Source organism: Paenibacillus sp. CF095, assembly GCF_900101225.1.
Lineage (GTDB): Bacteria > Bacillota > Bacilli > Paenibacillales > Paenibacillaceae > Paenibacillus.
The window spans coordinates 2,591,040-2,612,781 of sequence record NZ_FMZN01000001.1; the positions used below are offsets into that span (position 1 = coordinate 2,591,040).

General features: G+C 45.5%; 16 protein-coding genes and 1 pseudogene. 3 read left to right on the plus strand and 14 right to left on the minus strand.

The features are described 5' to 3' along the window. Positions 1–217: 217 nt before the first annotated feature. Both BLS69_RS11035 and BLS69_RS11040 read right to left on the minus strand, forming a co-directional pair. On the minus strand, positions 218–1,369 hold the full coding sequence (locus BLS69_RS11035; RefSeq protein ID WP_091031413.1) for an iron-containing alcohol dehydrogenase: 1,152 nt from the start codon (positions 1,367–1,369) through the stop codon (positions 218–220). A gap of 246 nt (positions 1,370–1,615) precedes the next feature. Next, the gene (locus tag BLS69_RS11040) at positions 1,616–3,310 is read right to left on the minus strand and encodes a M3 family oligoendopeptidase (protein WP_091031416.1); all 1,695 of its coding nucleotides are present in this window, start codon (positions 3,308–3,310) and stop codon (positions 1,616–1,618) included. Positions 3,311–3,915: 605 nt separating this feature from the next. Between BLS69_RS11040 and BLS69_RS11045 the strand changes: the two genes are divergently transcribed. Both BLS69_RS11045 and BLS69_RS11050 read left to right on the plus strand, forming a co-directional pair. Beyond that, on the plus strand, positions 3,916–4,662 hold the full coding sequence (locus BLS69_RS11045) for a DUF3153 domain-containing protein (RefSeq protein WP_143023570.1): 747 nt from the start codon (positions 3,916–3,918) through the stop codon (positions 4,660–4,662). 126 nt (positions 4,663–4,788) lie between these two features. Continuing rightward, entirely contained in the window at positions 4,789–5,001 is a 213-nt protein-coding gene (locus BLS69_RS11050) for a cation:proton antiporter regulatory subunit (RefSeq protein WP_017688899.1), read from the plus strand. An 82-nt stretch (positions 5,002–5,083) separates the two neighbouring features. On the opposite strand, the gene BLS69_RS11055 is transcribed toward BLS69_RS11050, so the two are convergent. Beyond that, positions 5,084–7,831 (minus strand): PAS domain-containing hybrid sensor histidine kinase/response regulator, encoded by a 2,748-nt coding sequence (locus tag BLS69_RS11055; RefSeq protein ID WP_165980151.1) that lies wholly within the window; start codon positions 7,829–7,831, stop codon positions 5,084–5,086. A gap of 272 nt (positions 7,832–8,103) precedes the next feature. Between BLS69_RS11055 and BLS69_RS11060 the strand changes: the two genes are divergently transcribed. After that, positions 8,104–8,928, plus strand: a complete 825-nt coding sequence (locus tag BLS69_RS11060; RefSeq protein ID WP_091031423.1) for a protein-glutamine gamma-glutamyltransferase — start codon at positions 8,104–8,106, stop codon at positions 8,926–8,928. Between the two features lie 183 nt (positions 8,929–9,111). On the opposite strand, the gene infC is transcribed toward BLS69_RS11060, so the two are convergent. From infC to BLS69_RS11115, 11 genes and pseudogenes are all read right to left on the minus strand, one after another. Beyond that, positions 9,112–9,603, minus strand: coding sequence for a translation initiation factor IF-3 (gene infC, locus BLS69_RS11065; RefSeq protein ID WP_091031425.1), 492 nt, complete (start codon positions 9,601–9,603; stop codon positions 9,112–9,114). Between the two features lie 120 nt (positions 9,604–9,723). Further along, positions 9,724–10,656: a manganese-dependent inorganic pyrophosphatase gene (locus BLS69_RS11070; protein ID WP_091031428.1), complete on the minus strand. Its 933-nt coding sequence runs from the start codon at positions 10,654–10,656 to the stop codon at positions 9,724–9,726. A 256-nt stretch (positions 10,657–10,912) separates the two neighbouring features. Beyond that, positions 10,913–11,665, minus strand: a complete 753-nt coding sequence (locus tag BLS69_RS11075) for a metallophosphoesterase family protein (protein WP_091031430.1) — start codon at positions 11,663–11,665, stop codon at positions 10,913–10,915. 99 nt (positions 11,666–11,764) lie between these two features. Then, on the minus strand, positions 11,765–12,772 hold the full coding sequence (locus BLS69_RS11080; protein ID WP_091031432.1) for an LLM class flavin-dependent oxidoreductase: 1,008 nt from the start codon (positions 12,770–12,772) through the stop codon (positions 11,765–11,767). A gap of 236 nt (positions 12,773–13,008) precedes the next feature. Continuing rightward, on the minus strand, positions 13,009–14,946 hold the full coding sequence (locus tag BLS69_RS11085; protein ID WP_091031435.1) for an LTA synthase family protein: 1,938 nt from the start codon (positions 14,944–14,946) through the stop codon (positions 13,009–13,011). Positions 14,947–15,061: 115 nt separating this feature from the next. Continuing rightward, the gene (locus BLS69_RS11090) at positions 15,062–17,416 is read right to left on the minus strand and encodes a putative PEP-binding protein (RefSeq protein WP_176872677.1); all 2,355 of its coding nucleotides are present in this window, start codon (positions 17,414–17,416) and stop codon (positions 15,062–15,064) included. A 252-nt stretch (positions 17,417–17,668) separates the two neighbouring features. Further along, positions 17,669–17,854, minus strand: a pseudogene (locus BLS69_RS11095) (hypothetical protein); the annotation flags it as partial. An 86-nt stretch (positions 17,855–17,940) separates the two neighbouring features. Beyond that, positions 17,941–18,258, minus strand: coding sequence for a hypothetical protein (locus BLS69_RS11100; RefSeq protein WP_091031441.1), 318 nt, complete (start codon positions 18,256–18,258; stop codon positions 17,941–17,943). 134 nt (positions 18,259–18,392) lie between these two features. Further along, positions 18,393–19,859 carry an AraC family transcriptional regulator gene (locus BLS69_RS11105; RefSeq protein WP_256332277.1) on the minus strand — a complete coding sequence of 489 codons (1,467 nt, stop codon included), beginning with the start codon at positions 19,857–19,859 and terminating at the stop codon, positions 18,393–18,395. Between the two features lie 303 nt (positions 19,860–20,162). Continuing rightward, positions 20,163–21,167, minus strand: a complete 1,005-nt coding sequence (locus tag BLS69_RS11110) for an ABC transporter substrate-binding protein (RefSeq protein WP_091031442.1) — start codon at positions 21,165–21,167, stop codon at positions 20,163–20,165. 178 nt (positions 21,168–21,345) lie between these two features. Next, a complete protein-coding gene (locus BLS69_RS11115) occupies positions 21,346–21,720 on the minus strand; it encodes a hypothetical protein (RefSeq protein ID WP_091031445.1) in 375 nt (124 codons plus the stop codon). Between the last annotated feature and the right edge of the window lie 22 nt (positions 21,721–21,742).

Consider the following 21,742-nt stretch of genomic DNA (forward strand, 5'->3'; position numbering starts at 1 on the left):
TTGTTGTTCATATTGTATTCGATAATAGAGAAGCAAAATCCTTTAGTTTTTGTGTAATCATTAAGTGGAAAAATAAGTAAAAATCATGAGTTCACATGACAAAAAAGCCGACTTTCGATCCCGGCTCATTTTGTCTGTTATTTTTTGGCCCCTGCTTGGTCCATGATGCTCTAGCTTCAACAGGATCGTACTTTGGTGTATCCGTTTCTGAATCAGTCTATATAATTTTGCGGAACAGCTCCATCACTTCATCCTTGGACGGTTGATAGGGATTGCCTGGTGCACAAGCATCTTTCATCGCGTTATCGGCAAGCAGTTCCACATCGGGATCTTTTACACCTAGTTCAGACAGTTTCTCAGGAATGCCTACTTCCTTCGATAGCTGACGGATGGCCTCAATGACGTAATCGGAACATTCCTCATCACTTCTACCCTTCACATTCATACCAATGGCCTTGGCAATATGACGGAATTTACCGGGTACATGCTTGGCGTTTAACTCCTCCACATAAGGGAGTAACATGGCGTTGCACACACCGTGCGGCAGATCATATACGCCACCCAGTTGATGTGCCATGGCATGAACATAACCTAATCCTGCATTATTAAAAGCAATTCCACCAAGGAAACACGCGTATGTCATATGTTCCCGCGCTTCCATATCACTGCTGTCTCTCACAGCTCTTGGCAAATATTCAAAGATCAGCTCCACGGCAGCCGCCGCTGTTGCACTCGTCACCGTGAACCCTCCAGGTGTCACCATCGCTTCTACGGCATGTGTCAACGCATCCATTCCTGTGGCCGCTGTGAGACTTGCAGGTTTGCTGAGCATCAGCTCCGGATCATTAACCGACAGGGAGACCAGACTGTTGCGGTCCACCATCACCATCTTCACTTTACGTTCCTCATCTGTAATCACGTAGTTCATGGTCACCTCACTCGATGTGCCAGCCGTTGTGTTAAAAGCCACCAGTGGCACGGACTTATGTTTTGATTGATGCAATCCTTCATATTCACGAATATGCCCACCGTTGGTAGCTACAATGCCAATGCCTTTGGCAGCATCCTGCGGTGAACCTCCACCTATTGATATAATGGCGTCACAGCCATGATCCTGGAATACTTGAAGTCCATCATGTACATTCTGACATGTTGGATTAGGCTGAACCTCATCATATACGACATAGTCTAACCCTGATTTTCTTAATATAGACAGTACCTGCTCTGCAACGCCTGAAGTAATCAACTGACGATCACTTACAACGAGCGCTTTGAGGATACCCATCTGTTCAATCATCTGGCCTGCTTCCTGTAAACATCCTCTACCCATCAAGTTCACGGGCGGAACATAATATGCATGTGTTGCCATTTGATCCAGCCTCCTGTAACCCCTGATTTACTATCTCCATTGTAACTGAATCCGTTTTCAGATATAGTGAAATAAATCACAATGAGTCCGATAAATGTTACACTTGAGGTTGATTTTTACCCATAATGAAAAAGACGACCCAGACACCCGAAGGTCTCCAAGCCGTCTTACGTATCTATCTTAAAGCTTTATCCACTGCTTATACCTTACCGAAGGTACTTTCACTAAAAGCATCCTTACGAAGGCTTACAGCGCCTTATCGTTCACGCCGTCAAGCCATGCCTCAATATCGCCAATTACGGAGGATACACAGCCATCCTCGAATGGAGAGTTCAATCCAGCCAGTTCGACCAATCCGGTGAAGGACAGGCTTCCTCCCGCTTTGCACAACGTCAGATAGTCAGCCCATGCGGACTTCATGTCCTCATTGCTGCGTTTCCAGAACTGGAATGCACAGATTTGTGCCAACGTGTAGTCAATGTAGTAGAACGGCGATGAGAAAATGTGACCTTGCTTATGCCAGAAACCACCCTGCTCCAGATACGCATTATCTTTGTAATTGATATGTGGCAGATAGGTCTTCTCAATGTTGCGCCATGCCTGCTTACGCTCCGTTGGTGTTGCATCCGGGTTCGCATACACAAAATGCTGGAATTCATCCACGGCTACACCATACGGAATAAACAACAGACCGGAAGACAGGTGATCAAACTTGTACTTGTCCGTATCTTCCTTGAAGAACAACTGCATCCACGGCCATGTGAAAAACTCCATACTCATGGAATGAATTTCAGCCGATTCATATGTCGGCCAGTTGTACTCAGGCACTGCAAAATCACGGCTCTCATACACTTGGAAAGCATGACCTGCTTCATGCGTCAATACATCAATATCACCGGATGTACCGTTGAAGTTGGAGAAGATAAACGGCACTTTGTAATCGTTCAGGAACGTACAATATCCGCCGCCCTGTTTACCTTTTTTGCTTACCAGATCCATTAGCTCATTTTCGGTCATCATTTGGAAAAAGGCATCCGTCTCTGGTGATAATTCAGCGTACATTTTTTTACCATGTTCAATAATCCAGTCCGCGTCACCTTTAGGTGTCGGGTTACCCGTCTTGAAGCTGAAGCCCTGATCGTAATAATACAGCGTATCCACATCAATCCGATTACGCTGACGCTCTCTGAGCTTGGTCGCCACAGGTACGATATAATCACGAACTTGTGCACGGAAGTTGGCAACCATCTCTGCGTTGTAATCCGTGCGGTTCATGCGATCATAGCCGAGTTCCACATAGCTTGGATAACCCAGTTTCTTCGCAATCTGTGTACGTACTTTAACCAGTTCATCATAAATGCGATCGAATTCAGCTTCATGTTCAGCCATGAAAGTGTATCTGGCCTCCGAAGCACGCTCCCGCATGGAGCGATCCGTGGACAGTTCAAATGGATGAAGCTGTGGCAATGTGCGCTCTTCACCTTCGAACGGAATTTTGGCGGATGCGATCAACTGATTGTATTCTGTGGAAAGTTTGTTCTCCTTCTGGAGTTCTTCAATAATTTCCGGGCTGAATGTTTTTAATGAAAGATCCGCCAGCTGGAACAGCTGTGAACCCCATTTTTGTTCCAACTCATTGCGGAATTTCGAGTTAACCAGTGCACGGTAAAAATCCGTAATATATTCTTGCACAATGGGTGCATTCTCATCCAGAAATTCGTTCTCCGCTTTGTAAAACTCATCATTGGTATCAATGGAATGACGGATGTAGACCAATTGGGCTTGTGTCTCAAAATCACTGCGCAGCGCGTTAATCTGATCCATGAACCCACTCTGTTCTTCAACCGTTGCCGCAGCTTCAAAACCGCTCAACAGCTCACGGAAAGATGTCTTGATGTGTTCCAGATTCGGACGTGTATACGTATACTCACTAAATTTCATTTATGTACACCCTTTCCTGTTTGGCAGAATTTCGGGAGGATCCCGAGTTAAACTACCCCCTATTATACAAAAGAGCAGCTAAAAAATCCCAGCTTTACGAAAAATATTTGTCCATCGGTCAAATTGTGCAACATGAATGGTTACAAATATTACTTACTTATGTAAGGTCAGTGCATCAAAATTTTTCCCCACACAAATAAGCCCGCCTCGCGTTAGCGAAGCCAGCTTATAGGTTGTCTCTCTTCTTTTCACATTTAAAGATTACTAGCTTTGGTCTTTATCCATAATCTGATAGAACCAGCCCATTCCGACCATGCCCACGACCATAATAACGGCCATAATAATGATATATGTCATGAATGTAACCTCCCTGCTTCCGTATATTCATCACACTACTACTAGTGTACACGGTGAAGCGCTGTTTGAATTGACCGAACATTGACAAAAATACGAAATCTTTAATTTTAATAAATGGATTATTCCCCGATCACACTAAATCATACGTACCTCATTGCACGGTTCAAAGTTTCATCCGCCATGCTTACGGTGTATACTATACTTCTATGAAATGGAATTTGGATTTTTACGCAGAAAGGTTGAAAGACATGTCAACTCGCATCCCCTTACGTCAGTTATTTCTTACTGTTTTATTAGCCCTTATGTTATGTATTTTATCCGCCTGTGCTGATGGAGAAGCCCATCTTACGGTGAATATGGATGGATCAACGGATCTGGATCTCAATCTCAACGTAAAGAACTCCGCTCTTGGAAAAATTGGACAAGACAATCTTATGCCTCTGATCGCAGATGCATTGAATCGAAATAACTTCCAGGCAGAGGTTTCGGAACAGGGAGATCAGAAGCAGCTCACAGCGACCACCCATTATGAAAAAAGCAATAAAACCAGCTTTGATACGTCCAAGTTACCACAAGGGATCAAGGTTGAACAATCAACTTCACCCGGCTTCTTCACTTCCAAGATGCACATTACAGCAGAAGCCGATCTCATGGAGTCCATGCCCGATGGTGAGATCAAAAATCAAATTAACAAGGTGCCTAGCTTTCTTAAAAACCTCTTGTTAAAAGATGTTAACTTTGACTTTAAGTTGTCTTTACCCATCAAGGCAGCCGACTCCAATGCAGATCAGGTGGAGGATGGCGGAAAAACGCTCATTTGGCACGTTTCACCCCTCCAGATGAATAAACTGGATCTGACTGTACAGGTTCCCAATATCCGGAATATCATCATAATTGCAGTCATTGGTCTATTATTTATCGCTGCTCTGCTCATTTGGTTTTTTGTTCGTCGCAGACGGGCCAGACAGCGCCAAAGTGCAAGATCACATCGTTGAAAAAATTAATTCTTCACACCAATTTTATTTGTGACTTGCCAAACGGTGTTATGGATAGTAGAATACATCCGTACTGTGTGAACGGTTAATTTTTTATTAAGCAAAGCTAAAGAGGTGACAGGTTTCATGAATATCCGCGAATGCCCACTACCTGGTATCGGAGTTAAGTACCAGTTTGATACAAAGGGCGGCCATCAGTTAGTCATTATTGTGCATGAGGACGGACGCCGTGAATTATTCTCCGTTGATCCACAAGACAACGAAGAACTCACTCTGATTGCAGATTTGGAAGATGACGAATGTGTGACTCTCTCCGGTTTAATCGGAGGCTGGTCCTGATTTTTGTTGTCGGTGCCAACTAATTTGAGTAAATGACAGAATAACCTGTACCTTGAATTTCAAGGCGCAGGTTATTTTTTCGTTACATTACCCTTTGAGAGCGAATATATGGAACCCATGTATTCAGTACGCGGCTAATCTCCGTGGAATGAAACGGTTTGCTGATAAAGTCCTGCATCCCGCATTTCAGACACTCCTCACGGTCACCGGCGCCTGCAAAAGCTGTAATCGCTGCAATAACCGGTATGTCTGGGTGGCTCTGTCTGATGTGGCAGGTCGCTTCAATCCCATCCATAACTGGCATTTGAATATCCATAAACACCAGGTCATATTGAACCTTGTTCAATGAATCGACGGCCTGTGCCCCATTCTCAACGATATCACACACTCCGCCAAACTTGCGCAGCATCTCCTCCAACAGATGACTGTTGACCGCTTGATCCTCAGCAATCAAAATTTTGATGTCATGGGCAAGACTAGCTCGATCCAATTGCAATTCATCATTCGTGGTGATATCGATCGGGTCATTACTTTCCTCTAACCACCGCTCCACTACGAGGGTGAACTGGAATTCTGCCCCCTCACCGATCTCACTCTGTACGCCAATCGCTCCGCCCATTAACTCCACCAGTTTTTTGCTGATCGCAAGGCCTAGACCTGTCCCGCCAAACTTACGATTGATGGCCGGATCAAGCTGTGAGAAGGATTGGAACAATTGATGCTGCTTTTCTATTGGAATGCCGATCCCTGTATCTCTCACCTTAAAGGTCAACATCAGGTTATCCTGACCATGCTCATCTGAGAAATCAGCACCTACGCTTACCATAATGCGGCCCTGCTCTGTGAATTTAACGGCATTACCCACTAGATTAATCAAAATCTGCCGGATTCGTGTCTCATCCCCTCTAATCCGTTCAGGAATGTGATCCGACACTTCATAATAGAGTTCAATATTTTTCTCTGATGCCTTCAGTGCAAACAGCTCGATCACCCCACCCAACATCGCCTTAATATCTACAGGTGCGCGCTCAAGATCCATTTTGCCTGCTTCGATTTTGCTGAAATCCAAAATTTCGTTCAAAATGTACAAAAGGGATTCGCCGCTATCAATCATGATTTCCGCAAAACCTTTCTGTTCATCATCCAGCTCGGTTTCCATTAACAGATGGGCCATGCCCATGATGCCGTTTAATGGCGTACGAAGCTCATGACTCATGATGGCGAGAAACTCAGACTTTGCCCGGTCTGCATGCTCTGCTGCTTCCTTGGCACGTATGATGTCCTTAACAGATGTCATATCACGGAAAACCAACACTGCCCCGCGGGTTCTACCCTGATCCATAATCGGCTTCAATTGGAACTCCGCCAGGAAACTGGATCCATCCTGTCTCCAGAATACGGATTCGGTACGCGGCAGACCTCGTCCCTCACGAACAGCCTGTAGAATTGGTGTATCCTTGGATGGGTAGGGGATGCCTTCGCTCTGCATTTGGATCATCATCTGGTCAAGGGGCTTGCCATTCATTTCACTTGGACAGAAGTTCATGATCTCCGCAGCGGCTGGATTGGCAAAGTTCAGATTCCCATCCAGGTCCAGTCCGATAACACCCTCAGACATGCCATTCAAAATCAATGCCCGTTCATAACTAAGATTCTCGATTTCCTCGACGTAACGTTTGGACTCTGTAATGTCACTGGTAATCCCGTAGACCCCGACAACTTTGTCCTCAAGTATAATAGGAACATTAATCACATTTGTTTCAATTCGCTGCCCATTTTTGTGAATTAAGCCTATCTCGTAGCTCTGTGCATTGCCCTTCACCGTTTCCTCAAAATGATATCGAGTCTTCTCCAGATCCACAGGATCAATGAGGTGATCAAAAGGCCGACTCAGCAGCTCCTCCTTGGTGTGTCCTGTCAACTGTTCCTGACCCATATTGGCTTTCAGCAGATTGCCTTCCAGATCAAGAGAAGCCACACCTAGGGGATTACAGTCAAATAACGATCTGTACTCCTGCATGCTTAACTGTTGTTGCTGGCTGGCAGTGATATCCCGGGTTACAGCGACGAGCTCTATCAGTTCACCTGCACTGTCATAAACATAATGTGTAATGGTATCTGCCCACACCGTAGATCCATCCTTATGTAAAAGACGATAATTGATCCGTTTGGGAGCCAGACCCTTTCTCTGCTCTTCCACGTACGCTTCAACCATAGGCACATCCTCCGGATAGATAACAAATGTTCCCGGCTTACCTATAATTTCTTCTGGCTCATAGCCCAACATGCTCTTACATGCATTCGATACATATTTAAATGTACGACTAGAATCGGCATCATGTATTGCAATCAGATCTAATGAAGACTCCGCCAGCAGGCGAGAGATACGACTGCTCTCTTCCAATTGCTTACGTTGCACGATGAGTATTTCCTCTGCATCTTTTTGTTTCGTAATATCAGCAGCTTGTACCAGCAAATACAAGGGCTCACCATTCGTTTCATCCCTAACAATGCAAGCTCTAAGGGTTGACCATAATAACGAACCGTCCTTTCGTTTCAGACGAACCTCCGTCTCGTACATCGGACTTGTTTCATGGGTCATTTCCCAAAACTTGCTGCGGAATTCCTCCATATGCAGATCTTCTTCGTAGATCATATGTATGACCGAAGTATCGATCAGTTCATCTTCACTGTATGCAAGCATCTCGCAAAATGCAGGATTAAGCTGCAACCACCGTCCATTTACATGCGATGCGACAGCAATGCCGATTGGTGCGTGCGTATACAATTGTTCGAACAGAGATCGGCTCTCTGTAATGGATTTCGACATTACATGTCCTCCTTTATGAGAATTCGAATGTATTCCGTATGAATAGATCGACCTGAACATAACTTCATCTATAGAGTACTACCCCAAATGCCATGATTGATAAACGAGATCGGACAAAATCCCTGCATGAAGCGACATTTTTAATTTTGAATGCTGACAACTTTCATTGTGTACATACCAATTCGAACACATCACGTCATATACTACACAATACCCGTGCTCTCCCGATTATACAATGTTGAATATTCGAATAGGAACGGAGGTTATGGATCATGATCATTGTTGCTAATCAACCCGCCCAGCTGAACCGCTCGGAATGGTCTGCTTTTGAATGGCATTGGTTACAGCAACTCCAGAATCGGCCTACAAGGTATGTGTACCAATCCATGGATCATCTTCGTTTTGAGTGGGACTTGAGGGGCTCTCTCGTGGATGCAGCGGAAGAATTGGATCGAAGCGGTGTGAGTTTTGCATCCTTTGAGAAATCCAGATGTAATCCTGCCTACTGGGATCGTAATGCGGAAGGTGGGTTCGAGCTAAGATCAAACGTGACACCCGCCGACGGTATCCGAGATATCTGGAGGAATGGACACTTATATGCCTTTGAATGTGCAACAGCTACCGTTATTGTGCTGTATGGTGGCGTGCTGGGAAGCATTCGCGAAGACGCCTTTAATTCCCTGTTTCGAAATCTGTTACTCTTCGACTGGCATTATGACAGTGACCTGCGATTAACCGAAAAAAACGGTAGTGAAACCGCCCTTCCAGGAGATGTGCTGTATTTCAAAAATCCGGATGTTTCTCCGGAAACCCCCGAGTGGCAGGGAGAGAATACGTTCATGCTGCGTGAGAACTGGTATTATGGTCATGGCATTGGTATTGCACGCGGCGAAGAAATTATACGTACCCTGAACCAGTTCCGCGTTCCAGGTAGCCGGGTCTCCGCCTACTTAATGGATATGGTGATCTATCCGGACTTCTTTTATTTATCCCGATTCGCCAAAAACAGCCAGAATAATATGGCCGCTGGTTCCACGCCTGTATTACCTGGGCAGTTATATGTACGTCTTGGTGGCAGCCGTTATTTACGCAGCTGAACTACTGGAACAGAAACGGCTTTTGCATTAAATTGGACGACACCTCAATCCAAGTGATGACAAACAAGCCCAATACAGCAGCAGTTAACCTGCCACCTCATTGGGCTTTCTTTACATCCAAAAAATCATTACTGTATCGACATTCGTTACCTTTGTGCTACACCGAGGATCGCTCCAGGCAGTTTACGCATTAGGGTCCAGTTGCACAACAACCTGTTTACCACTTACCTGAACACCTGTCGTTTTGCTACCGAATTCAGCCAGCGATTTGCTCAGTTGCTCAGCCCACTCCTTGCCTGCAACTCCTTCTTTGGCTCCATGCACCTGGATGACGAGTTTTACCGAATCACCCTTCTTCAGAATGCGCTCCGCCTGAGATTGCTTCGTATCCCGGTCGTGATCCTCCATCGCAAGGTTCAAGCGAATTTCCTTTACTTTACGTTTATCGGGGGATTTACTCGCTTTTTTCTTCGCCTGCTGCGCTTCTGCTTTGGCCGCTCCAGCTCCAATCAGCTTGCATGGCGGTGGACTTGTCATCAAGGACAAGCACACCAGATCTACTTTATGTTGCTTCGCAAGTAGAAGTGCTTCCTGCGTTGACATCACACCCAGATCTTCACCATTTAGGCCGGTGAGCTGCACTTCGGCCGCTTTGATCTTTTCATTTTTAATCATGATTCTTCCTCCTCTACATCAAAAGCCTGTCCTGACCATTTACGGATCAGAGCAGGCTAGGATGGTGTTGCTACTTATTTGTAATACATATCAGCGTATGAATATGCCAATCGGTTTGATTTACAGCGTGTTGAATGCTTCCGTCAGAACCGGTACAATTTGTGATTTGCGTGATACTACGCCTTTCAAGATAGCTCTGCTATCAGACAGCGTCACATTGTAGGCTTTCTCCACGGCTTTAGTGGATGTACCATATGCCAAAGCTACAGAATCGTTGTTCAGAATGTCTGTTACGACAAATACAAACAGGTCGAGACCTTTGCTGGAAATGATTGCATCAATAGCGGCTTCAAGCTCAGGTTGCTTCACGAGAACATCATTCACGTCAACGGCATTAACCTGTGCAATTTCCACTTTGGATTGACCCATTACAAATTCTTTTGCATCCAGGGAAATTAGTTCAGCAATTGTTTTTTGGCTCAGATCCGCGCCGGCTTTCAGCATGTCCAGACCATAGCTGTCTGCATCTACACCAGCAATAACAGCCAGTTCACGCGCAGCGGCTACGTCTTGCTCTGTGCAAGTCGGGGATTTGAACAACAGGGAATCGGAGATAATGGCAGACAGCATCAGACCAGCAATCGGCGCACTCACTTCGATATCATTTTCTTTGTACATTTTATTCAAAATAGTTGCTGTACAACCTACAGGCTCTGCACGGAAATACAGAGGTCCGCTTGTCTCAAAGTTAGCAATACGGTGATGGTCAATAACTTCAACGACAGTCACTTCCTCAATATCGCTTACACTTTGCTGACGCTCGTTGTGGTCAACCAGAATGACTTTATTTACTTCATTTGCAGCTGTTTTAATCAGACGCGGTGCTGCGATTTTGAATTGATCCAGTGCGAACTGGGTTTCACCATTGACTTCGCCGAGACGCACAGCTTCAACGTCCTGACCCAACTTTGTTTTCAGATCCGCATAGGCGATTGCCGAACAGATCGTATCCGTGTCGGGATTTTTGTGACCGAAGATTAACGCTTTCTCCATATTTATAGCCCTCCGTCAATTCTCATTTAGAATAATACATGTCATATTTTAATCATACCCTACTAATTATAGCGCTAATAAGGCTTAATTCCAATCCTTTTACAGCGAATTGATTGCAAATCATTCTCAGGTAAGTCATTTTGGAAAATAGCCAAACTTGGTTCATTCCCCTCAAGTCGATATGATATGTATCGTATTTATTCCATCGTACAACCTTATAAATTAGCATACGAAACTCTGATACGCAACGAAAACATTAAATCTCAGGCTCTTTCGCGCTCTGCCCTTGCCGTACAAAAAAGGTCTGTAGACTGCCGTCTTCGCTAATCTCCAGCAGGTTCAATTGCGCTCCGTAGGCACAACCACCATCAATGCCAATTTTGTCTCCGCTCGGGTCAAACCAAATGCCTGTCTCATCATGCAAATGCTTCACGGGGGTGTGTCCAAATACGACCGTCTCTCTAATCGTCGTTGGTCTGGAATAGAATGATTCACGAATCCAAATAAAGTCCCGCTCGGACTGGCTTCTCCAATCCTCGATATCCGGATTGATCCCGGCATGCACAAAAATATAACCCGGAATTTCGTACACCAGCGGAAGCTGTTCCAGGAAACGAAGATGATGTTCATAGTGTGTACGTATCCACTTTTTGGCCTCAGCATAAGCTTCCCAATCTATCTGTTGCTCATCATAAGTAAGCTCCAAATCCAGATAACTTGCCATCGTCTGTAGTCCGCCGTTACGAATCCAGTGTTGATCATATTGCTCAACATCCTGAGTTAACGCCTTGACCATCATGGCATCGTGATTGCCTTTAATCACAATAATATGGTGCTGTTGCTGAAGCTGCATAATCTGTTCGATGACCTGTCTGCTACTTGGACCGCGATCCACATAATCACCAAGTAAAATCAATTCATCCTGCTGCGGATTATAATCTGCAAGCTTAAGCAGTGCATTAAATTCATCGTAACAGCCATGAATATCACTAATGACACATCTGCGCATGTGAATCTCTCCTCTCCCTGATCACGCAAGAGTATAACCGGAACCTTGCATGCGCAAGATTCCAGTCTGTTTAGAGTAGTTATTCCCGCTTGCTTACCATTAGTCCTGCTTGAGTCCAAAGGCTTCTGCAATCAAGCCAAATGAGCGCAGACGTGCTTCAAACGAATGAACCGCTGATGCAATAATGACTTCATCTGCTTCATGGCGTTCTGCCATTGCGGTAATTTTGTCTTTCACCTGATCTGGTGTTCCCACGATGGAAAAAGAACGACGTTGACGGATCTGTTCCATCTCCATCGCTGTGAATGGATAGTTGTTCACCGTCTCCAGGGATGGGAAGGAACTTTGTTCAAGACCTCGTCCGAGGCGCAGGAAGAAAAGTTCATTGCTGCGCGCCAGTTCAGTGGCTTCCTCCTCTGTCTCCGCGCAGAATGCCGAGACAGCAATCATTGAATGTGGTTTGTCATTCAGGATGGACGGCTTGAAATGTCTGCGGTAATGTTTCATCGCTTCTTCGCCGCCTGGTGTTCCGAAGAATTGGGCAAACGCATACGATGTCCCTTGTGCCGCAGCAATTCTTGCACCTTCAGAGCTGGAACCCAGCAACCACACTTCTGGTACCGTTGGAACCGATGGTCCGGCTACCAGAGATGCAAACCGATGATCCTCGGGCAACTGCTCGTGGAAATATCCGCCCAGATCCGCGATCTGTTGAGGAAAGAATTGTACATTCGATGATTTCCCTTCATTCAGAGCTCTGCTTGCAATCGGCATGCCGCCTGGTGCTCTGCCAATCCCTAGGTCAATCCGCCCCGGATGCAAAGCTTCCAGCAGACGGAAATTCTCCGCAACCTTATAGGCACTATAATGAGGCAGCATAACGCCACCGGAACCTACGCGAATCCGATCCGTATGTGCAGCCACATGTGCAATCATAACTTCAGGACTGGAGAAAGACAGCGCACCACTACCGTGATGCTCCGACATCCAGAAACGGGAGTACCCCAATTGATCCGCATGTTGTGCGAGTTTCACCGTTTCCTGCAGCGTATCCTGTACACTTCGTCCTTCATTGATATGTCCATGTTCGAGTACACTCAGTTTCATATATATTCAATCCTCTCGTCTGTTAGGTTCACTAAGTACTGTGAATATGAGTTCTGCGAATATTACGCGCTCTTGCTCACTTCATTCTTGCTCATTACATTGTAACATTAATTATTACAGTTTCAAACTTTAGTTATTCTCTTTATTACCACACTTGTGCAAGAAACATGCAAAAAAACGCCACCAGCTTTTGAACTGGTGACGTTTTTGATCTGACCTATTGCAGAAAAATTGATTTATGGCGCACGTTTCGGTAACAATTTCACATACTCGTCAGACAGTTTCATCAGGCTGAGCACATGTTCATAGTCGGCACGATAGGGTTCCAAATCCGTTACCGGTTCATAAGTCTTCAGCGAATAGGCTGTTCCATCGTCAAAGCCCGCACCCGGGATAAACATGATGTCATTGTTGACAAATGAACCCGTTGGCAAGTAATACCGGATACCGAAGGCATTATGGTCCATGTTGAGCAGATCATGTCCGAAGGCAGTGAATTTCTCATCCTGGAGCGAAACTCCCATCAGATTCATAATCGTTGGCAACATATCCAACTGACCGCCTGGCTGCTCAATCAATTGCCCTTTGGTCTGTTTCGGCGTGTGAATCATGAACGGGATGTTAAATCGACTTACTTTACCGTCATACGGGACGCCCAGATTGGCCTGAATCTGCTGTGTAATCTCTTCGTCAGCAGGCAGACCAAAGTGGTCTCCGTAGAGCACTAAAGTAGTATTATCCCATAATCCGTTCGCCTTCAACTCATTAATGAGTTGACCGATGGCATAGTCCGTATAGTTGATTGCTTGCAGATAATCGTGAAGCAATTTGTTCGTGATGGTCGCAGGAATCGTAATTCGTGCACGATCAGCGGGAACCGTAAACGGCGAGTGGCTCGATGCCGTAATGAACTGAGCATAGAACGGCTGATTCGCAGCCTGATGCGCAGTCATTTTTTCCACACCTACACGGTACAACTCTTCATCCGATGGTCCAAAGTCATTGAATCTGTCATTCTCGAAGCTGGGCTTGTCGAAGTAACGAGTGAATCCGAGTGCCGGATACATCTTGTTCCGGTTCCAGAAGGTAACGTCATTGACGTGGTACGTCTCGGACTCATATCCTTCTTTCCCCAATAACTTGGGAAGACTCGGCAGTTCGCGGTCACTATACCCTGCTGACATGGGAACAACTCCGGTTGGATAGATAGACGTGTTCGACATGAACTCCGCGTCTGATGTGTTTCCCTGTCCGATCTGTTGGAAAAAATGAGAGAAATAATAGCTTTCTTTGGCCAGATCATTCAGTACCGGTGTTAACTCCTGACCGTCTAATGAAGCATTAATCGGGAAATTCTGAAAGGACTCCAGTTGCAGTACAATCAGATTGCTGCCTTTGGCCTGACCAAAATATTTGGCTTTCACGGCTGAGCCGTTACTTGGTTTATCCTGATACGGATATTTGCTAACCAGCTCATTGATCTTAGCAATTGTTTCGTTAATGTTACCATTCGCAATGGCCTCATTCTCTTTGCTCGTCAGAATGGCAGACGATACCTGATAGTTCAGGAAACCGAGATTCTCCGCCCGAACCAGTTCGTTATCAATCGTTTCACCTTTGACAATAAAACTGCCAGACAGCACGATGCAGAACGCAGCGGTAAGCGCAACGCCGAGCTTGCCCCAGTAACGTTTGCGAATTCTACCAAACGTCAAACCGCTATCGCGGTAACTGCTATGGTTACGCCCGCCAGCACGTCTACGCATAATCAACCATATTGGCAATGCCAGTACGATGTCTGCAAAAAACAGAAAGTGCTCCGGTCGTACCAGTGGTCCGATACTTCCCCGTACTTGGGCAACTTGCCCCAACTCACTTAGCGCGGTATAGGTGGGTACCGAACTGAAATGAACGTTATACAGCGTAGCCGCGAACAGCACCAGAGAAAACAGAACATTGAATCCTCCGTATACTGCTCGCTTCCAGCCTTTGGGCACGATCAGATCCAGCAGGCATACCACAGTTAGTGCGCCTAATGCGTCAGTTAACAGACCGATGCCGGACAGACCCTGGAAAAAGAAATACCGCAGCAGTGACAGCTTCAGCAGCATAAGAATGAATAACACGGCGAATAAGGTCCGTGATGAAGTTCGTTCATTTTTGGAATTATACATGGTCGCTTTCAACCCTTACCCTGAAATTTTACGTTCATTTTACAAAACGCATATTTCAGTATAACAGTTTTCCGGTTGCTATTCCATGGAAGTTCCGTGTAGGACAGGGTGAGCGTTACGCAATTGTAGATATATCCGTTTTCTGCGTGTCTGCTCCCTCTCTCTGTGCCTTAATGGCTGCTTGTGCAGCAGCAATTCGTGCATATGCGATCTGTTCAGGCAAACAACTTACGTAATCCATACCAATGCGGTGACAGAAGGTTATGGACTCTAGATCCACAACATTTTCTCCGCAGATCCCTGTCTTCAGATGAGGTTTTCGAATTCGACCTTGGACTACCGCCATCTCAATCAGTTGTCCGACTCCCTCAATGTCCAGCACATGAAATGGATTATTCATTGCCGTACGAGAGTCCGTATCCAGTTGAATGAATCGCTTCTCGGATTCATGGCGACTATATCCAAATGTCATCTCTGTCAGCTCATCCGTGCCAAACGAGAAAAAGTCAGCCTGGCGAGCAATGTGAGTCGCCGTCAGCGCCGCTCTCGGAGCTTCGATCATCGCCCCCACTCTATAGAGACAATGCCGCTTCTCGTCACCAAGCACTTGGTCAGCCACATGATCCACCAGATCTCTCATCACCTGAAGTTCATGCACATGACCGATCTGCGGGATCATAATCTCGGGACGTACCCACCAGCCTTGCCGGATGCCTTTCACCGCTGCGCGGAAAATCGCTTCAAGCTGCATATCAACGATCTCCGGGAACACCGTACTCAGCCGACAAGCCTGTTGCCCCAATGTCGGATGATGTTCATGCAATTCACTGACTCTGCGAATTACACGCTCCAGTTCCTCCAGTTCAATCTGATGGTCTTTTTGCTCCTGCCACTCCTCTGCTTGTAACCACTCACGTCGTTTCTCCAACACTCCCAGATCCGGTAACAGTTCATGCAACGGCGAATCGAGCAAACGTATCGTTACCGGGTATCCATCCATCGCTTCGAATATCTGTTCAAAATCAGACTGCTGCATCGGCAACAGACGCTCCAAACCACGCCTGCGTTCGGATTCACTGTCTGCCAAGATCATTTTTTGTACAAATGGTAACCGCGCAGGTGATAACAGCATGTTCTCCGTCCTGCACAGACCTATTCCCTCAGCCCCCAGTATCCGTGCTGTTATGGCATCTTGTGGTCGATCAGCATTGGCCATTACCTTCAGCTCTTTCACTTCATCAGCCCAATCGAGCAGTAGTTGCAGATCTGCTGATAAAAGTGAATCTGAGTTGTTATAAGCTGGACATTCATCATTAGTTACTGGAAAATTTCCAGTGCTCGCTTCGTTGATAGAACTAGGATTTGTGTAAAGCTTCTGCACTTCCGTTATATGCGCAGGTTGGATGCGAAGAAGTGCATCCTCCTTGGTGATGAATCCTTCATGGACAAAATCCACGGTACTCCTCAGTGTGGCTGTGGAGGATAATCGTGCGGGCTGGGTCTGCACAACATACATCGCGCCGGCTTCAATCACAAACGTGATTTCCTGCACTTCTCCATTACGCGTCTCCAACTGGTCTCCAATCTCCTGCAAACTTGTGTACAGCTCAGGTTCGTCATTCCGTAAACGCCCCAGACCATGATCTGTTTGGCTCGCGTTCCCAGTTGGGACGTATTGTCCATTGATTCCCCTTTCTCCTGTAAGTGGACTGCGCGTATACATTGTTCCGGTACCGCTTGATTCTCCACATTTTCCATGCATCATCGTCTGTATAAGAACAGGAGCGCTTTGCTCCGAAGAGATGTAATATGATTTACGCATGATCTCGTCCTGAGATCTGGATGCTTTACTACGCTGTGAATGATATACCGCACGTACTGCTTCTTTGAATTGAATTTGAACATCTTGAGGAAAAGGGTTCCGCCCCTCCCCTTCGATTAAATATTTAAATTGTGTAATGGTTAATTCAAGTTCCGTTTCATCCCGACCCTTGACATGACTCGATATTTCTGTGAAAAATTCAGACGGAATTGCATACACCAATTGTCCATATTCCTTTAAATAATCTAGATAACATTGGAGTGCATACAACCGATCACCGGTTTGACGTGCGAGTCCTTCCACAGTAACATCATTCAGACCAACATTGAGCAGTGATCGTGTCGCAGTTGCTGATGCTCGATCTTGGTCCGTACATACCGCGAGTAGTAGCGGGTTCTCCGAATGTCCGAAGAACTTCCCGGTTTGCTGTTCCAGATGCCGGATCGCGTTAATAATCTCTTCCTCTCCTTCACCGGAAAGATGTCCAAGACGGGTACAGAACTCGCGACAGCATTCCGTTGTGACCACAAATCCGGCTGGGACAGACCACCCTGCATGGATAAGTTCTGCAAGATCAGCCCCTTTACTGCCCATTAGCCCTTTCATCTCTGCCGTACCTTCTTCCAACAGAATTACCCGTTTTGTCATTACAGCTCTCCCATCCGCCATTCATGGCTATGCTTGAAGACTTCAAACTCTGCGTTACAGATCAGCCTTCATTCTAATGGTATGTCACAATCGTTCAGTCAAGGACATCCGCTTTTGCATTTTGTGCTCGTTATCCAGTTTTTTTGTAAACGCTACACTAAAATAAGATGAAACAAGCCTTTCGGGTAGTTGCACATCACTGTGAAGCAAAAAGAAGCCCCTTTAGCCTAAGCTGAAGGAACTTCACATTTTTTAATATTCACTTACCTCAAACGTCAGCACCCGATCAAACAGGATATAATCCTTCCGACTCTTAAAAGGTCCTTTGTTATTGTCGTGTTTATCGATCGCATACGAAGCTTTTCCGCTTCCAGCTTGCTTGGCTTCATACCAGTCGATGAAATCATTTACTTCTTTCATGCTTAGGTCGAATTCTTGAAATTTTATTTTTTTGTTGGATATAAAAAGAGCCCAAGAAGAAAAAACATCTTCTTGCGCTCCTAAATTGTAAAGTGATGAATTTGCTATTCCCATTCACCTTTTTTGACGTAAGTTGCATCATAAGCAACAATTACATTCGTTTTATCTGTTACCTTTTGTACATCATCGAAAACAACTTCTTCTTCGCCGTAATCTACTAAACTCGAATCAACTTTTTCGAAGATCCCACAATCCTTCACATAAATTACATCTGGATGGTTAGAATCATATCTTAAGCTTTCAGGAAGATCTTCACCCAAAATTTCATGCGATTCGGCGACCGCAGTCGTCGATATTGCTGTAACAGGAATCATCCCAATAACAGCTACTACTAAAATTGAGGCCCAGATTTTTTTCCGCATAGGAAGTTCCTTTCTTGAATCTCTATTTTTCCTATATCATACAATAAATCAGATTAGTGGAACATTTTTTTGATTTTGCTTCGAGTTTAATTTAATTATTGAACCAGCTTGTTTGTAGTTTTAGCTCCCATCCCTCAAGCCATGAACCGCAATACATCCTCAATTTTCTTCCCATGAGAGATCACACCATAGTTCATCCAACTCATGAAATCCACTTCGTACACATTGCCACTCTTCACCGCAGGCAGACGTTTCCATTCGTCCCTGTCGAGCAGTTCGCGCTCATCTCCAGGTTTGGCAGAATTTCCAGTGTCAAATGTAATCAACAAGTGATCCGCATTAAGTTGACTTAACTGCTCCAATCCAATGAAAATCCTCCGCTCGTGTCTTGTCCATTGCTGTACACGGGAGTGCGGAGTCAGTCCAAGATCCTGATAAATTACAGGTCCAACGTAGCCCAACTGATCCCCATAGAGAGTAATATCCGACGCGGATATACGCAAAAAAGCTACGGTTTTTCCACGCATATAACGCGATAACCGACTCTTAGCCTCTGATGCCTTGTCCTCATAAGCACCAATTACATCTTGAACCCGATTCACCTTTCCCAATACATCGGCTGTCGATCTCAAAATGGAGCGCCAATCTTCTCCCAGGTGTTCCACGTAAAACGTAGGTGCTACCTGCTCAAATCGGTCCAGATTCCATCGATCATGTCCCTTGTTCAACATGATAAAGTCCGGTATATTGCCCACATTAAATTGGGCATCCTGCTGGCTCACATCGAATTCGGGTACATCATCCAATCCCAAATAATGCTGTCTACCCCAAGAATGATGGGAGCATTGCAGTACAGGTTTTACGCCAAGAGCCAAAACGAAGTCCTCCAGATACGGAGCAAAGACACGAACCTCTTGACGGTGATGACGGCGGTATAACCCAGGTGAAATACCAGCATATTGCTTGAAACGGCGACCAAAATAATACTCGCTGCTAAATCCCACATTTTGAGCAATTTCATGGATGCGATCATCCGTCAGCTGCAATAGTTGCTTCGAGCGTTCAAGCCGAACCGCATTTACATATTCAAGCGGGAGCTTACCCGTCATTTTTTTGAATTGCCGAGTGTAGCTGGCTCTTGTTAGACCAATATCTGCTGCGAGCTCATCCACGGTTATGGTCTGATCATAGTGATCGCCAATATAACGAATTGAACTTTGAAGACGGGCACGGTCATCGGGTACTTCTGTTTCGGGGACACTCTGGCGAAGCAAGGCACGGAACCACTCCTGGAAACGAAGTTCTACCTCCCATTGCTCCAGCCAATCGTCAGTGACCTGTTGACGCAGTATTTGTTCCAAGGCTTCCAGACAGGAACTCCACGGACTGTAGCTGAGTTGCATAAGCGGTAATAATGTCGGAGAATCTGGACTTTGGGAAATTTCCTGCTGCTCCTCCGTGTTTCTTCTATACAAAGCGTTCGAAGTCTCTTCGCTTAACTCAGCCACCATCAGATCAAGCTTATAGTACTGCAATTCACTTTCTGTCCAAGGCGAACCTACTATTTTAACGGATGTTCCAGCCGGAACAAACATAATCATTCCTTTTTCCAGATGAGATTCCCGATCTGAGCAAACTATTGAACCTTTCCCAGACGTTACAACAAATATGGAGTGTGAAGTCGACATTCTGTATAACAAACGTTTATCGATATGAGATTGATGGTGATCTACGTATTCCATATGCTGAAGTGAGCATAGCCAGGGCTTGGGGATCAGTTGTATTATGGTGTGGCACATGTTCATCGTCCTTAACTGAGAATTATTATCATTTAAAATAGTGTATACGAAAAAAGAAAGCTCTTCAACCCTGGCTGAAGAACTTTCTTTCTTATGAGATTATTATTATGGAGTCATTTTTTCCAAAATATCATCTATTTTCATGGAATTCGCTGTAATCGCACCTGATTGCCAATGTGATCTTTCCATGATGTACACCTGATTGTTCTTAACGGCCGGAAGAGATTTCCACAATTTGCTGTCAAGTACCTTCAAGGCTTCCTTGTTCTCAGGAGAAGACCATTCTCCATTGGAAGGGAAAATAATAAGATGATCTGCATCAAGTTGCGGCACGGCCTCCTCAGACAGAATTTCCTGATATTCTTCCATCTTGCTAACCAGAGGATGTGGTGTTAGACCAAGCTCGGAATAAATAAATCCGGTAAATCGATTCTTCACACCGAACAACGCCAGTGTGTCATCGTTAACATTCAGCCGGACAACTGCGACAGTCTCGTCTCCAACCGCTTCCTGCAACTTCGCCTTAGCATCTGCAATCTTGGCCTCAAATGCCGCTGCAACTTCTTCACCCTTTTCCGGTTTCCCTACAACATCGGCAATAGTTTTCAAAACTTGATTCGAATCCTGCAGTACGCTCTCAGGCAGACGATACGTCGGTGCCACCTTGGAATACATCTCATATTTCTCCGCATCCGCTCCACCATCTACAATAATAAGATCCGGATTATATTCCAATAAAGCCTCAATACTCCCTGTAGTATCAAATTTCGGAACATCCAGTTCTAAATAATCCTGCACGCCCCACATCGGATTATACCACTGCACTACAGGTGTAATATCGAGCGCCTTCAGATAATCTTCCACATATATTCCAGCAATCCGCTGTGGCTGAACCGGAATCGTCACATCTCCAAATTCATCCTGTACAACTCGTGTCGCAGGCTCTGTCTCGTTTCCAGAAGTATTTTCTCCAGAAGCTGCACTTTCAGTTTCAGTTGCAGGAGTCTGTTCCGCATTCGTAGCGGTATTTGTACTACACCCTGAAATAACCAGACCCATGAGCAGTAATGTAATTGTCCACCCTTTGAAACCTTTAACTAAACCTACCATGTTACCCTTCACCCCTATGTGATCTGTTGATGTAACCGTGAGAATGTTTCACATATAATGATTATCATTCTCATCGATTGCTTAGGTGAATTGTACCTTATGCCTCAGCCGACCCACAATGTACATTTGATGCTGTTTTTTTATACAAACGAAAACAGCCCTGTTGGTCCTCCCCCGCTTATCGCAGGGGCAACCTGCCTTGACCATAACTTTCCAACAGCTGATCCACAAAGGAATCGTTCACCGTACCCTGTAACAATGCAGCACCAATTAAACCAATATCATCACTCACATCCCCCGCTAACTCAGGTTCGCCGGTAAGAGCCAAGGTCTGTTTAAACGCCTGTTCCCTGCATGCGCGCAGCACCTCTTCTTCAGCCACCGCTGTAACTCGAGCCCATCGTTCAAAAGCTTGTATCCACTCGTCAGCAAATACAGAGGCATCCCTTTCGTCCAGGTAAACTTCCACATCCAGTCCTTCGAATGTCTGCTGGGTCAGAATCCGTCCCTCGTTAAGATCCAACAGTAGCTTCTCCACATCCGTTCTGCTCATTGATCTCTCCTCCAGTTCCTTA